Below are 14059 nucleotides of genomic sequence, written 5' to 3' on the forward strand. Positions count from 1 at the left end.
TATGTAGAGACACATGAAAAATTCGAAAAGCCCACACAGACCCCCTGAAATATCGCCTGAGAGCTTTTCTTTCCCTCAGAAAAACCCACAAGGCAACATTATTTCCCGTCAAATACGCCGCAAGTTTCGTGTGTCAGAACCCACAGTTCCCATGCACAGGAACGCAATTACACCACATATGATCAGAAAACAATACAACCCCACGGGTCAGGTCACATTTTTCCGCACTATTCACGAGATAAATACCGACAATATCTCCGCAACACATTTTCAGAACACAAAAATACGCCCTGGACAATACACCCCAGACAATACGCCACAAACAATACCCACCGGACAATAAAACAACGCGCAATACACGCAAAGAGGCCCCGGCACCACACGGTACCGGAGCCTCCCCCGTACTTTTATGTCGGCTTTTATGTCAGCGGATAATGCTTTACGCCAGCGAAATCAAATCCTGGTAATCCTTCGACCATAGGTCCTCCACCGCATCCGGCAGGAGCAGCACGCGCTCAGGATCCAGCGCCTCCACGGCACCCTCATCGTGAGAAACCATCACGATAGCGCCCTGGTACGCCTTCAACGCGTTCAGAATCTCCTCACGCGAGGCGGGGTCCAGGTTGTTGGTCGGCTCATCGAGCAGCAGCACGTTCGCGCTCGACGCCACCAGGGTCGCCAGGGACAGACGGGTCTTCTCACCGCCGGAAAGCACACCGGCAGGCTTATCCACGTCATCACCGGAGAACAGGAACGAACCCAAAATCGTGCGCACGCGGGTGTCATCCAGATCCGGCGCAGCAGACTTCATGTTCTCAAAGACAGTGCGGTCACCATCAAGAATTTCGTGTTCCTGCGCAAAATAGCCCAGCTTCGCGCCGTGACCGTACACGACCTCACCCGTATCAGGCTCGGTGGAACCAGCCAGCATGCGCAGCAGAGTGGTCTTACCGGCACCGTTCAGGCCCAGCACCACCACGCGCGAACCGCGGTCAATCGCCAAATCAACGTCCGTGAAAATCTCCAGAGAGCCATAGGACTTCGACAGGCCCTGCGCAGATAGCGGGGTCTTACCGCACGGCGCCGGATCCGGGAAGCGAATCGCCGCAACCTTATCGCTCTGACGCTCATCCTCCAGGCCGCGCAGAAGCTTCTCAGCACGCTTAATCATCTGCTGAGCAGCAACAGCCTTCGTCGCCTTCGCGCGCATCTTATTCGCCTGCTCCATCAGAGCATTCGCCTTCTTCTGCGCATTCGCACGCTCACGCTTGCGGCGGTGCTCATCCTGCTCACGCTGAGTCAGGTAGTTCTTCCAACCCATGTTGTACTGGTCAATCACGCAGCGGTTCGCGTCCAGGTAGAAGACGCGGTTGACGACCAGCTCCATCAGCTCAACATCGTGGCTAATGACCATCAGGCCACCTGAGAAGTTCTTCAAGAAGTCGCGCAGCCACAGAATCGAATCGGCGTCCAGGTGGTTGGTCGGCTCATCCAGCAGCATGGTGTCCGCATTGGAGAAGAGAATACGCGCCAGCTCCACGCGGCGACGCTGACCACCCGACAGAGTAGACAGCGGCTGGGCGAGCACACGCTCCGGCAGGTCCAGGTTGGAGGTGATGACCGCCGCCTCCGACTCAGCCGCGTAGCCGCCGCCGGCAATGAACTCAGCCTCAAGACGGTCGTAGCGGCGCATACCCTTAGCGCGCACCGCCGGGTCCTCACTCGCCATATCGTCCTGCGCCTGACGCATCTTGCGCGCCACACCATCCAGGCCACGCGCCGAAAGGATGCGGTCACGCGCCAGCTGGCTCATGTCATCCACCTTCGGGTCCTGCGGAAGGTAGCCGATAGTGCCGCTGCGGGTGACCGTACCGTCAGCGGGCAGGGTCAGACCGGCAAGCACCTTAGTCATAGTGGTCTTACCAGCACCGTTGCGGCCCACCAGACCAATCTTGTCGCCCTTATCGATGCGGAAGGTGACCTCTTCCATGAGCAGGCGCGCGCCTGCACGCAATTCGAGGTTCTGTACAGCAATCATGGGTGCCTTTCCGGATGGCGGTCTGGTGTGTGGGTTGATAGTGCTCGGTAGGCGGGATTTGCCGGGTTAGAGGCGGCGAGCGCGCAGAGCACCTCATCAATTTTAGTGCAGGTGTGCCGAGTGCGCATGTGGGGCACCTTTTGTTTTTGTGGTATGCGGTGTACTATACATACCGAACACCATTCATAGAACATTGTTCAAAACTGGGTTGTGACAAACAGTCAACCACCGCCACCCTCAACTCTGTAGAAAAATCTGCAGAGCAATACGCATCAAAGGAGTACCACCCCAATGACCGATTCCGTGCGCGAATCAGCCCAGGAACCCCAGGCACCCCAGGCACCGCGCCGTAACGTAGCGGCAAAGACCTCCCTCGCCACCGACCTCTCCCTCATCGCAGTGTTCGCGGGCTTCATCGCCGCGCTCGCCATCATGCCCGCCGTCAGCTTGGGCGGCGTTGCGGTTCCCTTCACCTTCCAAACCCTCGGCATTTACATCACCGCTCAGGTACTCGGCGGCAAGCGTGCCACCGCCTCCGTGGCGCTGTACCTGCTGGTTGGTTTCGCTGGCCTGCCCATCTTCGCTAAGGGCGGCGCCGGTTTGGGTACGCTCGCCTCCCCGAGTGCCGGCTACCTGCTCGGCTTCCTGCCCTTCGCCGCTATTGCCGGTACCCTCGCCTACCTGTTCACCCGCAACACCCGTTCGGTTGGTGCGACCTTCCTCATGGCTCTGGTCGCGAACTTCTGCGGTTTTGTGGTTCTGACCGCCTGCGGTATCGCCGGTATGATGGTGAACGCCCACATGACTTTTGACGCCGCGTTCAGCGCGGCAATGGTATTCGTTCCCTGGGATCTGGTGAAGTCCACGATCGCGGTTCTGGTTGGTCTGTCGGTACGCCGCGCCTTCCCGTCCCTGGCTTCTACCCAGCGTTAAAGGCACACGATGTGCCACACGAGAGGATAGCTATGTTTTTTCGCCGCTCCACGCGCCAGAATGCACCGCAGCAGGTGCAAGGCGAGCAGGCGGTGAGCGCCTCTACCAGCATGCCCGCTCTTGAGCTTGAATCGGTGAGTGTTTTCACCGAGCTGCCCGAAGGCGGGCATCGCCGTATCCTCAAGGATGTGAGCCTGCGTTTCACGGCGAAACGCACCGCGGTGCTGGGCCTGAATGGTAGCGGCAAGTCGACCCTGCTGGGGCTTTTTAACGGGCTCACCCACCCGGATGAGGGTATTGTGCGCGTGAACGGTGTAGACACCCTGGAGGCGCCGAGCCGCGGCTCGAAGAGTGCTGGTTCTCACGCTGGTTCTCAGGGCGCTTTTGAGGGTGTGGGCATGCTCTTCGCCCAGCCGGAGGCGCAGCTGATTATGCCCACCGTTGCCGAAGATATTGACCTGAGCCTGCGCCGTGCCGCAGCCGTTGAAGGTAGTGCCCTCAGCGGTGAGCAGCGCCGCGAGCGGATTCGTGAACTGCTCCGCGAGCGCGGCCTCGAACGTCTGGAGGGCCAGAGCGTTTTTACCCTCTCGGGAGGCGAAAAGCAGCTGGTCGCGCTCACCAGTGTGCTGGCGGCGCGCCCGCAGATTCTTCTGCTGGATGAGCCGACCACCCTGCTGGATTTGCGTAATCGCGCGCGGCTACTGAAGCATTTGGAGTCGCTGGATCAGATGCTGGTGCTCAGCACGCACGACCTGGATTTGGCGGCATCCTGCGATGAAGCTGTCATTATTCATGACGGCCGCCTACTCGCTCAGGGGGATGCGGCGCAGCTGGTACAGCAGTACCGCGTATGGTGCGCCGAAGGGTTCCCCAACGAGGATGCTACCGAAGGTCTAGACTCGTCAGGAGGCACGCATGGGCGCTAACACGCCGCGCGTGAATCCTCGCCCCGCCTCCCAGGGCTCGGATTTCAACCCCGGTACTTTGCTGGTGGGTTTCTACCAGCCGTTGAACACGCCGGTGCATCGGGCGCCGCTGTGGTTCAAGGGCACGCTCTTCTTTGGGCTGTTTCTGCTGTTGGCAGTGACCGGTTGGCAGGTGGCGCTGGTGGCTTTGGCGGCATCCACGCTGTGCGCTCTATGGGCTGGTGTGCCCGCCTCCCAGCTGTGGCTGGTGGTCCGCACGCTGTCTCTGCTGCTGCTGATTATGGTCGCCTACTACGTGTTCACGGGGCAGTACGCCTCCGGCGCGGACGCTATCGCGACCATGCTGACGGCTTTCTACGCTTCCCGCGCTCTGCTGGTGAGTACTCCCCTGCCGGTTCTGATTGACGGCTTTGTGCGGCTCTGTTCGCCGCTGCGTTTCGTGGGTCTTTCGCCCGAGCGACTGGGTCTGCTGATTGCGTTGATGGTCCGGTCGATTCCGGCGCTCATGGACCGCTGGGGTGCGTTGCGTCGCGCGGCGGTGGCGCGTAACCTGCCCAAGCGCATGTATTGGCGACTGCTGATTCCGTGGGTGGTGCAGGCGGTTGATTACGCAACGGCGACCGCGCGTGCTTTGCGGGCGCGGCACGTGGACGAGCTGAAATAGCGCACGTAGCACAGCATCGCAACCCGGAACGGACCTGCATATATACGCGAAAAGGCGCAGACACGCAAAAGGGTGGGGCGAACCATGTAGGTTCACCCCGCCCCTCCTTTTAACTCACATTATTCAAGCGGTTTAGAACGGCTCGACAACTAGTGCCGCCGGGAGCTGCTCCCACCACAAGTACCAGTCGTGCTGGCCGTAGAGCGCCTCCACAAGCTTGTCGAAGCCGCGGTAGACGCGCACCGGCATCGCCGAGGAAACCATCGTGTGCTCGACCGCCAGGATCTCTGCGTCGCGGCGGGTCGTGACCGGTACCGGCGTGTAGAACTCGATAAAGTCCGAGGCAATAACAGCCGGGTAGGCATCATCGCGTTCAAACCAGTAGCGGGCGATGGACAGCATCGCCTCGGGGCTGGGGCTGGAATCCCACCCGCCGAAGGGCAGGTAGGCAAATACCCCGGAAGCGTCCCGCAGTGGCAGGTCCATAATCAGCAGTTCCGCGGCGCTGTCAATGTCGGTGGCTTTGACCTTCTCATTGATGATGCCGGCGGTCAGCTCGAAGGGGTACTCCGCTTTCAGGGGCGTGCCGATGTCATCTTCACCGAGTTCGCCGTTCTCCATGAGGCGGCGGTAGGTCTGCAGGTAGGCGCTCTCGTTCAGGTGACGGAATGCCTCGTGCGCGGCGATTTCTACACCGACCTGGTCCAGGTAATGGTGGTGGTCGGTGATGAGGTCGTGTGCGTACCGCTCGATGGTTTCGGCGGTGATGTTCTGCACGGGCGTTGAGGTGCGCAGGGAAACGTTATTCTCAATGGTCCCGAGCAGGGTCGGGTCGAGGGCAACCACGATGGGGGTTGTTCCCCGGTTCTTGCCCTCGTAAAGGTGTTCGAGGTATCGCCGGTTAAGTTCGGCTCGTGGGGCGCCGTGGCGGATTCGCTCGTGTGGGTAGGGGTACAAAGCGACGAAGCGCTCGTAGAGCTCTGCCATGGTGTTCTCCGATGTTTGGTTGCCCCCAGTTTAGCGTGTATTTTCGCGGAAAAATACGGGTTTCTGGAGGTTTTGGGAGGGCACACAGGGCGGGTGATTTTTTCGTTTGATGAGTGTGTATCGGTGTGTGCTAAACACGCTTAAACTGCCTTTGTGTTGGGCGGTTTGCGTGCCTGTTTTCGCCAGAAAAAGTTAGAAATTTTTCGCCACCATGTGAGATTTTGGGCGGGTTACGCCGGGCGGTACCGAAGGGTACGGCAGACACTTTCGCGGAGGTGATGGGCGCCTCCTGCGGCGCTATCTTCAACCGCAGATACGAGGCAGAACGGGTACCAAACCCACCATTTTTTGAGGATAAACACCCTATTTTCTTCTTCGGCGCGTCATATTTGACGTATTACGGGTATTTTGGGCGAGTTACGCCACAGCCTCCCCACAGCTGGCGTAGAGTGTTGGTACCAGCTACCGTTCCGTATCGGCTTAGCGCAACGTACCGGCACGGTGGCGGGTGCCGTGAACTCGTAAGAGTTTTAACCAATGGAGGTTCTCATGTCGAATAGCTACTACAAAGAGATGATTCGCCTGGCTGACAGCATTGCTGATAAGGCGCATGAGGGGCAGACTGACCGTAACGGCTGGCCCTACATCTCCCACCCCCGCCGTGTGGCTCTTGGGGCGCGTAAGCTTGCCTCTGAAATGGCTGCCGCCGTTCATCCCGATGTGTCTTTGGAAGAGCTGAAGACCGAGGCTCAGATTGTGGCGCTGCTGCATGACACGGTGGAAGATACCGGCGTTTCTCTCGCATATCTGGCGCGTCATTTTTCGGCGCGTATTGTGGATGCGATTGAGGCGTTGACTCGCCGCCCGGGTGAGTCTCGTGAGTCGTATCTGAGCCGGGTGCGTGTGAATGATTTGGCTCGTCTGGTGAAGCTTGCCGATATTGCGGATAATACTGACCCGCAGCGTTTGGCGCTTCTGGAGGAACCGACTCGTACCTGCCTCATGATCAAGTATGAGCACTCGCTGAAGCTGCTGCACCTGAACGACTAGGTAGGCGCAAAACCCAAAAGACACAAAAATACCCGCCCGGTGCCGAAGGCATACACCTTCCGCACCGGGCGGGCACTCTATCTGCGAGTCAGGAGCTTAGATGTTGAAGCCCAGCGCGCGCATCATATCGCGGCCGTCCTCAGTAATACGCTCTGGGCCCCACGGCGGCATCCAAACCCAGTTCACACGCCAAGAATCAACCAGGTTATCCAGGTTAGCCTGAACCTGCTCCTCAATAACCTCCTGCAGCGGGCACGCAGCAGTGGTCAGAGTCAGATCCAGAATGAGGGTTCCATCCTCATCCCAGCGCAGACCGTAGAGCAGACCGAGGTCAACAATATTGACGCCGAGCTCCGGGTCAATAACCTCCTTGAGGGCTTCCTCAATCTCTTCCTGAGGAACACGACCCTGCACAGTCTCAGTCATAGTTCTATCTTTCTGTCAGAATCCGGTAAGAGAAGAAGCTTACTTCTTACCCACGTAAGCTACGTAGCCCTCTTCTTCCAGGCGGTCAGCCAGCTCGGGGCCGCCCTGGTCAACCATCTTGCCGTCCACGAACACGTGCACGAACTGCGGCTTGATGTAGCGCAGGATGCGGGTGTAGTGGGTAATCAGCATGACGCCCATGTCGTTTGCCTCGTGCGCACGGTTCACGCCCTCAGACACGATCTTCAGTGCGTCAACGTCCAGACCGGAGTCGGTCTCGTCCAGGATGCCGAACTTGGGCTTGAGCAGCTCCAGCTGAAGGATCTCGTGGCGCTTCTTCTCACCGCCGGAGAAGCCCTCGTTCACGTTACGTGCGATGAACGCGGGGTCAATCTCCAGGTTCTTCATGGCTTCCTTAACGTCCTTGGTCCAGGTACGCAGGGAGGGAGCCTGACCGTCCACAGCGGTCTTAGCGGAACGCAGGAAGTTGGACATGGTCACGCCGGGGATCTCAACCGGGTACTGCATAGCCAGGAACAGGCCTGCGCGTGCACGCTCGTCCACGCTCATCTCGGTGATGTCCTCACCGTCGAGCAGGATCTGACCGGAATCAACCTGGTACTTGGGGTGGCCAGCAATGGTGGAAGCCAGAGTGGACTTACCGGAACCGTTCGGGCCCATGATGGCGTGAATCTCGCCCGAGTTGATGGTCAGGTTAACGCCCTTCAGGATGGGCTTGGTGGTTTCGTCGTCGAGGATAACCGAGACGTGAAGGTCCTTGATTTCAAGAGTAGACATTGATTTCTCCTGGTAAAGCTTAGTTGTTGCTGAGGGCGAGCTCTGCCTCAAGGGCCTCGGTGAGCTGCTCTTCAAGTTCGGGAACACGAATCTGCTGAATGATCTCGTTCAGGAAGCCGCGCACGACCAGACGGCGTGCCTCAGCCTCCGGAATACCGCGAGCCTGCAGGTACCACAGGTGCTGCTCATCGAGCTGGCCGGTGGTGGATGCGTGGCCGGCGCCCTCAATCAGGCCGGTCTCAATCTCCAGGTTCGGCACGGAGTCGGCGCGGGGGCCAACTTCCAGCAGCAGGTTACGGTTCAGCTCGTAGGTGTCGGTGCCTTCTGCATCCTTACCAATCAGAACGTCACCAACCCATACGGAGTGCGCACCCTTACCCTGCAGCGCACCCTTGTAGGTCACGCGGGACTTGCAGTTGGGTACGGAGTGGTCCACGAACAGGCGGGACTCAATGTGCTGACCTGCGTCTACGAAGTACAGGCCGTACATTTCAGTCTCAGCGCCGGGAGCGGTGAACTTGGTGGAGGGGGTCACGCGCACCAGGTCGCCGCCGAGGGACACCACAACGTGCTTGAAGCGTGCGTTGCGGCCCAGCTTAGCGTAGTGTGCGGAGGTGTGGATCGCGTCGTCAGCCCACTGCTGCACGGAAACAACGTTCAGCTCAGCCTCGTCGTTCACCACGAACTCAACGTTCTGTGCCAGGACGGTGGAGCCGGTGTGGCGCAGAACCACGACAGCCTTCGAGAAGGGCTTAGCCTCAATCACGATGTGCTGCGCGGCAGGCTCGTTGCCGGTGCCGGTGATGTCGATTTCCACGTGCTCAGCCAGTTCAGCTTCGGCGGGGATGGTCACCACGGTTGCTTCGGTGAAGCTGGACCACGCGTTCGCTGCCACACGGTCCTCGGGGATACCTGCGGAGCCGATGCGTGCATCCTCGCGGGAGACGGTCTCAACCTGAACCTGCTCGGGTGCGGTCACCTTCGGTGCCGGTGCGGTGCCGGTCAGCTTCTCCAGGTGCAGGCCGCCCAGACGCTTCAGCGGGGTGAAGCGCCAGTCCTCTTCACGACCGGTCAGGGGCGCGAAGTCCTCCACGTTGTAGGAGGTCTTACGCTCTGCACGGGATGCTTCGAGTACCTTCTGGACGTTGTTCGGGTTGGAGCCCTGGTGGTGTGCCTCGGTGGCGCGCATCAGGGTGTCATCGTGGGCGAACTCGGTGGCGAGCTTCTCGCCCTCCTGGTCCATGCCGGGGATGATCGGGGAGTGGTAACCCAGGGTTTCTTCGTTGGTCGGCATTAGCCCACAGATCCTTCCATCTGAAGTTCGATCAGGCGGTTCAGTTCGAGTGCGTACTCCATCGGCAGCTCACGTGCGATAGGCTCAACGAAGCCGCGGACGATCATCGCCATTGCTTCTTCTTCGCTCAGGCCGCGCTGCATCAGGTAGAACAGCTGGTCCTCGGAGACGCGGGAAACGGTCGCCTCGTGACCCATGGTCACATCGTCCTCGCGGACATCCACGTAGGGGTAGGTGTCGGAGCGGGAGATGGTGTCCACCAGCAGTGCGTCACAGACCACGGAGGACTTGGAGTGCTTAGCGCCCTCACGAACCTGAACCAGGCCACGGTATGCGCTACGGCCGCCGTTACGTGCCACGGACTTGGACACAATGGTCGAGGAGGTGTTCGGCGCAATGTGAACCATCTTCGAACCGGTGTCCTGGTGCTGACCCTCACCCGCGAATGCGATGGACAGGGTCTCACCCTTAGCGTGCTCACCGACCATGTAAACAGCCGGGTACTTCTGGGTGACCTTCGAACCGATGTTGCCGTCCACCCATTCCATGGTGGCGCCCTCGTGCGCAACCGCACGCTTGGTCACCAGGTTGTAGACGTTGTTCGACCAGTTCTGGATGGTGGTGTAGCGAACGCGTGCGTTCTTCTTCAGCACAATCTCAACCACTGCGGAGTGCAGAGAGTCGGACTTGTAGATGGGGGCGGTGCAGCCCTCAATGTAGTGAACGTAGGAGCCCTCGTCAGCGATGATCAGGGTGCGCTCGAACTGGCCCATGTTCTCGGTGTTAATGCGGAAGTACGCCTGCAGCGGGATCTCAACGTGAACTCCCGGGGGAACGTACACGAAGGAGCCACCGGACCATACGGCGGTGTTCAGCGCGGAGAACTTGTTGTCACCAATCGGGATGATGGAGCCGAAGTATTCCTTGAACAGTTCGGGGTATTCGCGCAGACCGGTGTCAGTGTCGACGAAGATCACGCCCTGCTTCTCCAGGTCCTCACGGATCTGGTGGTACACGACCTCAGACTCGTACTGTGCAGCCACACCCGCGACCAGCGAGTTACGCTCCGCCTCGGGAATGCCCAGACGCTCGTAGGTGGTGCGGATGTCCTCGGGCAGTTCCTCCCAAGAAGCCGCCTGACCCTCGGTCGAGCGCACGAAGTACTTGATGTTGTCGAAGTCGATTTCGGAAAGATCCGCACCCCAGGTGGGCATGGGCTTACGCTCGAAGAACTTCAGCGCCTTCAGACGCATATCCAGCATCCACTGGGGTTCGTTCTTCTTTGCAGAGATGTCGCGCACGACGTTCTCGTCCAGGCCGCGCTTTGCTACCTGGCCTGCTTCGTCGGAGTCTGCCCAACCGTACTCGTAGTTGCCAATGCCCTCGAGTTCGGGGTTCATCTCCAGGATCTCTGAAATGACGGTGTCGTTGGCGTTCTGCCCAACTTTCTCAGTCATTACGGCCTTTCTTCGATGGTTATTACATTTCTCTCCGTCACCTGCCGGTTGCAGGCGCGGTAGTTTAGGGGGCTGATGCCGCGCTCAAACACGACGCGTAGCGGTGCGTGGTGTAGGCGGGTTTCAGCGTGCGGGTCGCAACCCTTTGGGGTTCATCGGGGTGCGCCGCTGGGTACTGCGGTAAGCCTTACGCGGAAGGTTTCTCTGCGGAGTCCTCAGCGTTCTTCTCGCTCTCGGCGGTGACGCGGTTCAGGGGCACATGCGTGGTACACACGTGAGCACCCGAAGCCATGGTCGAGAGCCTACGCACATCAACGCCGAGCAGGTCGGAAATAATCCCGGTTTCCTGTTCACAGAACACCTGGAAGTCGCCGGCGAGGTCGCGTACCGGGCAGTGGCCCTGGCACAGCTGAATGCTCGCAAGGAAATGCTCGGGAACAGTTCGTCCTGCAGGAGGCGCGGTGACCTGAGCGGTCGCTACAAAACCGTCCTTACTCATTGCTTCTGCGAGCGCCTGTGCTCGGGCTGCCACATCGTCACCGGCGGCTTCTACGACGGGTCGGTAGCGGGCTTCCATTTCTGCGGCTCGGGCGGAGGCGAAAGCTTCGAGGGCTTCTTGACCGACCGTGTCGCGGAGCATTTGTAGGGCGTCGCGGGCGATGATGAGGTAGTCGTTGCCGAGGCGTTCGTGGCCCTGGGGGGCGATCACGTAGCGGCGGGCGGGTCGTCCGGCTCCGGCGCCGTGCTTCTTGATGGGCGCGACCTCGATCATGTTGTTGGATTCGAGGGCGTCGAGGTGGCGGCGTACCGCTGCGGGGGTGAGGCTGAGGAGCTCACCGAGGGTTGCTGCGGATACGGGGCCGTTGTTGAGAACTTCGCGGAGAACGCGATCCCTGGTGCGTTCTTCTGCCTCGGCTTTGCGCTTGGATGTGCGTGCCGCGGAGGACTTTGTACTGGAAGCACCAGTAGAGCCCGAGGCGGCGGTTCGGGTGCCGTTTCGGGTCTGCGTCTCGTTCATTGAGGCGCGCTGAGAGCTCTTGTTCACGGAATACACAAATAAAGTATGTCCTAATTACTTTTTATTTGGCTAGTTAGGTACCCCTACTTGATAACTTTTCAACCTGAAGGTGAACATTTGAGTCGTAACGGGTGTGCCTTAAACGTGAGTTAGGGCATAAGATGAAAGGTGCACACACGCTCATTCATCGAAAAACTCGAAAGTGACTGTCTATGGAGACCACCACCGCGGGCCAGCAGGACCACCCGGGGCGTGCATCCGCCGCACCAACGGCGCGCACTGAGCACCACACGGAGCCCAGCGCCTCCCCCACCGCACGACGACGCACCATCGCAGAAGAACCAGCGCTCAGCATTAAAGACCTCATCAAAGAGTTCAAGCCCTCACGCGCCTTCCGCACCAAATACCCCGAACGGCTCACCGCCAGCGGGCTCTACCGCGCCGTCAACAAGGTCAACCTGCGCGTCTTCCCCGGTGAAGTGGTCGTCCTGCTCGGCGCTAACGGCGCCGGCAAAACCACAACCCTCGCCTGCGCACAGGGCCTGCTCAAGCCCACCCGCGGTACCGTGCGCCTCCTCGGCGAAAACCCGCTGCAGGCGGACCCGGAGCTACGCGCCAAGGTCGGCATTATGCTCCAGGACGGCGGCCTGCCCAACGCCATGCATCCTGTTCCGTTGCTTGAGCACATCTCGACCATGTACACCGACCCGTACCCGGTCGAAGAGCTCGTGGAACGCCTGGGCATTGACACTTTTAACGGCACCACGATTCGCCGCCTCTCGGGTGGTCAGAAGCAGCGCGTCTCCCTCGCCGCAGCCCTCATCGGCCGCCCGGACGTGCTCTTCCTCGACGAGCCCTCCGCGGGTCTGGACCCGCAATCCCGCAACGTCGTCTTCGACATTATTCGTGAACAGCGTGAACTCGGCACCGCAATCGTGCTCACCACGCACCTGATTGACGACGCGCAGAAGCTCGCCGATTACGTCTACATCATCGAAAACGGCACCACGGTTCAGGAAGGCACCGTCTCCGAGCTCATCGCCAGCGACGGTACGAACCGCCTGCAGTACACCCTGGATGCGCCCACCCCCACCCGTGAGCAGCTGCTGCCCGCGCATCTGCGCGCCGGTGTGGAGCTCATCGAAAAGGTGCCCTACACCCCGGCTCGTGACGGTGCGCCCTCCGTGCCCGGCGCGTATGAGCTGGTCGGCGCGCTACGCCCCGAGCACCTGGCGGCGTTCACCTCCGCTCTCGCCGAGCGCTACCTCATGCCCATTTCTCTCACCATGGAACCGAAGACTCTTGAGGATGTCTTCCTCGACATTTCAGGACGTGATATCCGATGAGCAACACCGCACGCACTAACAATAACCGGGCGGCAGAAAACCAAGTAAAAGAAAAGCCTGCAGAAGAGAACCAAGCGGAAGGGAACCGAATGGAAGAACGCGCCGCGAACACCCGCCCCGCCGTAGACACTCGCCCCAAGGTCTCCTCCATTGACGAAGATGAAGAATATATTCCCCCGCGCGCGAACTACCCGCTCGTGCGCGTAATTGAGCAGGGCCGCTACGAGACGATGGCGATGCTCCGCAACGGCGAGCAGCTGATGCTCAACATTATTTTTCCCGTCATGGCGCTCATTGCGTTGCGGTTCACCGGCCTCATCGATGAGTACGCAAACTCAGTCGGTGTATCCCGCATGGATGCGGCGGTCCCCGGCGTTCTGGCGCTCTGCGTGATTTCTACGGCGCTATCCGGTCAGGGCATTGCCACCGGTTTTGATCGCCGCTACGGCGTGCTGCGATTCCTGGCGACCACTCCCCTGGGCCGTAACGGCCTAATCATGGGCAAGTGCATTGCGGTGCTGGTGGTCGTGGCAATTCAGTTCACGCTGGTTGCGGTGCTCGGCTACGGTCTAGGCTGGCGCCCGGACGCTATCGCCGTCTCCCGCTCCATCATCACGATGCTCATGGGTGCCGGCGCGTTTACGGCGCTGGGCCTACTCATTGCCGGCACGGTACGTGCGGAGGCGACCCTCGCCATCGTGAATATTGCCTGGGTGATTCTTGCCGGTGCCGGCGGCGTGGTGTTCCCGTTGAAGTCCTTCCCCGACTGGTACGCCGGGGTTGTGGCATGGTCGCCCTCGGCGGCTCTGGGTGATGCGTTGCGCGGCAACTTCATTCAGCATCAGTGGCTTGCCGACCCGCACTGGGTCCTCATTGTGTGGACCGTGGTCATTGGGTTTATTGCCTCGCGCAAGTTCAAGTGGTCCGACTAGAGGCAGCGCAAATACAGACAGTGCAAGCGCAGACAGCGCTTCTTCTAATCGCAGATTAAAAGGCGGGCGCCGGATATGTTCCGATCCATATCCGGCGCCCATTCATATAACACAAACCTTTAGCCTCAAACGCGCATAGAATATGCAGTCCGCGACTAAAAGAAAGCACCCTCCTCCAGAACCTTTTATC

The 14059-nt window shown here is 59.9% G+C and carries 13 protein-coding genes; 6 read left to right on the plus strand and 7 right to left on the minus strand.

What is annotated here, in order from left to right; all coding sequences use genetic code 11:
• Positions 1-439: 439 nt before the first annotated feature.
• Positions 440-2038 carry a ribosomal protection-like ABC-F family protein gene (abc-f, locus tag RWL87_RS03750; RefSeq protein ID WP_049356978.1) on the minus strand — a complete coding sequence of 533 codons (1599 nt, stop codon included), beginning with the start codon at positions 2036-2038 and terminating at the stop codon, positions 440-442.
• A gap of 291 nt (positions 2039-2329) precedes the next feature.
• On the opposite strand from abc-f, the gene RWL87_RS03755 reads away from it, so the two are divergent.
• From RWL87_RS03755 to RWL87_RS03765, 3 genes are read left to right on the plus strand one after another with little or no spacing between them, the layout of a single operon-like run.
• Entirely contained in the window at positions 2330-2971 is a 642-nt protein-coding gene (locus tag RWL87_RS03755) for a biotin transporter BioY (protein WP_313968962.1), read from the plus strand.
• 32 nt (positions 2972-3003) lie between these two features.
• On the plus strand, positions 3004-3897 hold the full coding sequence (locus tag RWL87_RS03760) for an ABC transporter ATP-binding protein (protein WP_313968963.1): 894 nt from the start codon (positions 3004-3006) through the stop codon (positions 3895-3897).
• Positions 3887-4561: an energy-coupling factor transporter transmembrane protein EcfT gene (locus RWL87_RS03765; RefSeq protein WP_313968964.1), complete on the plus strand. Its 675-nt coding sequence runs from the start codon at positions 3887-3889 to the stop codon at positions 4559-4561. The genes RWL87_RS03760 and RWL87_RS03765 overlap by 11 nt, the downstream gene beginning before the upstream one ends.
• A gap of 132 nt (positions 4562-4693) precedes the next feature.
• On the opposite strand, the gene RWL87_RS03770 is transcribed toward RWL87_RS03765, so the two are convergent.
• Positions 4694-5548, minus strand: a complete 855-nt coding sequence (locus RWL87_RS03770) for a DUF4253 domain-containing protein (RefSeq protein WP_313968965.1) — start codon at positions 5546-5548, stop codon at positions 4694-4696.
• A gap of 549 nt (positions 5549-6097) precedes the next feature.
• On the opposite strand from RWL87_RS03770, the gene RWL87_RS03775 reads away from it, so the two are divergent.
• The gene (locus RWL87_RS03775) at positions 6098-6598 is read left to right on the plus strand and encodes an HD domain-containing protein (protein WP_313968966.1); all 501 of its coding nucleotides are present in this window, start codon (positions 6098-6100) and stop codon (positions 6596-6598) included.
• A gap of 96 nt (positions 6599-6694) precedes the next feature.
• On the opposite strand, the gene RWL87_RS03780 is transcribed toward RWL87_RS03775, so the two are convergent.
• From RWL87_RS03780 to RWL87_RS03800, 5 genes are all read right to left on the minus strand, one after another.
• Complete coding sequence (locus RWL87_RS03780; RefSeq protein WP_060824818.1) at positions 6695-7024, minus strand: metal-sulfur cluster assembly factor; 330 nt, start codon at positions 7022-7024, stop codon at positions 6695-6697.
• 39 nt (positions 7025-7063) lie between these two features.
• On the minus strand, positions 7064-7822 hold the full coding sequence (gene sufC / locus RWL87_RS03785; RefSeq protein WP_294631093.1) for a Fe-S cluster assembly ATPase SufC: 759 nt from the start codon (positions 7820-7822) through the stop codon (positions 7064-7066).
• 19 nt (positions 7823-7841) lie between these two features.
• On the minus strand, positions 7842-9116 hold the full coding sequence (gene sufD, locus RWL87_RS03790) for a Fe-S cluster assembly protein SufD (RefSeq protein ID WP_313968967.1): 1275 nt from the start codon (positions 9114-9116) through the stop codon (positions 7842-7844).
• Positions 9116-10573 (minus strand): Fe-S cluster assembly protein SufB, encoded by a 1458-nt coding sequence (gene sufB, locus RWL87_RS03795; protein WP_005506110.1) that lies wholly within the window; start codon positions 10571-10573, stop codon positions 9116-9118. Before sufB ends, sufD begins: the two co-directional genes overlap by 1 nt.
• Positions 10574-10760: 187 nt before the next feature.
• The gene (locus RWL87_RS03800; RefSeq protein ID WP_294626461.1) at positions 10761-11627 is read right to left on the minus strand and encodes a metalloregulator ArsR/SmtB family transcription factor; all 867 of its coding nucleotides are present in this window, start codon (positions 11625-11627) and stop codon (positions 10761-10763) included.
• A 176-nt stretch (positions 11628-11803) separates the two neighbouring features.
• Between RWL87_RS03800 and RWL87_RS03805 the strand changes: the two genes are divergently transcribed.
• Together RWL87_RS03805 and RWL87_RS03810 are read left to right on the plus strand one after the other, a co-directional pair.
• Positions 11804-12937 carry an ABC transporter ATP-binding protein gene (locus tag RWL87_RS03805; protein ID WP_070616332.1) on the plus strand — a complete coding sequence of 378 codons (1134 nt, stop codon included), beginning with the start codon at positions 11804-11806 and terminating at the stop codon, positions 12935-12937.
• On the plus strand, positions 12934-13869 hold the full coding sequence (locus tag RWL87_RS03810; protein WP_313968968.1) for an ABC transporter permease: 936 nt from the start codon (positions 12934-12936) through the stop codon (positions 13867-13869). The genes RWL87_RS03805 and RWL87_RS03810 overlap by 4 nt, the downstream gene beginning before the upstream one ends.
• Positions 13870-14059 lie beyond the last annotated feature (190 nt).

The sequence above is a fragment of the uncultured Rothia sp. genome, from assembly GCF_963555405.1.
GTDB lineage: Bacteria > Actinomycetota > Actinomycetes > Actinomycetales > Micrococcaceae > Rothia.

Excerpts from the sequence above, each read along its gene's own strand:
- abc-f (WP_049356978.1), bottom strand. The coding sequence starts at position 2,038 with ATGATTGCTGTACAGAACCTCGAATTGCGTGCAGGCGCGCGCCTGCTC.
- RWL87_RS03755 (WP_313968962.1), top strand. The coding sequence starts at position 2,330 with ATGACCGATTCCGTGCGCGAATCAGCCCAGGAACCCCAGGCACCCCAG.
- RWL87_RS03760 (WP_313968963.1), top strand. The coding sequence starts at position 3,004 with ATGTTTTTTCGCCGCTCCACGCGCCAGAATGCACCGCAGCAGGTGCAA.
- RWL87_RS03765 (WP_313968964.1), top strand. The coding sequence starts at position 3,887 with ATGGGCGCTAACACGCCGCGCGTGAATCCTCGCCCCGCCTCCCAGGGC.
- RWL87_RS03770 (WP_313968965.1), bottom strand. The coding sequence starts at position 5,548 with ATGGCAGAGCTCTACGAGCGCTTCGTCGCTTTGTACCCCTACCCACAC.
- RWL87_RS03775 (WP_313968966.1), top strand. The coding sequence starts at position 6,098 with ATGTCGAATAGCTACTACAAAGAGATGATTCGCCTGGCTGACAGCATT.
- RWL87_RS03780 (WP_060824818.1), bottom strand. The coding sequence starts at position 7,024 with ATGACTGAGACTGTGCAGGGTCGTGTTCCTCAGGAAGAGATTGAGGAA.
- sufC (WP_294631093.1), bottom strand. The coding sequence starts at position 7,822 with ATGTCTACTCTTGAAATCAAGGACCTTCACGTCTCGGTTATCCTCGAC.
- sufD (WP_313968967.1), bottom strand. The coding sequence starts at position 9,116 with ATGCCGACCAACGAAGAAACCCTGGGTTACCACTCCCCGATCATCCCC.
- sufB (WP_005506110.1), bottom strand. The coding sequence starts at position 10,573 with ATGACTGAGAAAGTTGGGCAGAACGCCAACGACACCGTCATTTCAGAG.
- RWL87_RS03805 (WP_070616332.1), top strand. The coding sequence starts at position 11,804 with ATGGAGACCACCACCGCGGGCCAGCAGGACCACCCGGGGCGTGCATCC.
- RWL87_RS03810 (WP_313968968.1), top strand. The coding sequence starts at position 12,934 with ATGAGCAACACCGCACGCACTAACAATAACCGGGCGGCAGAAAACCAA.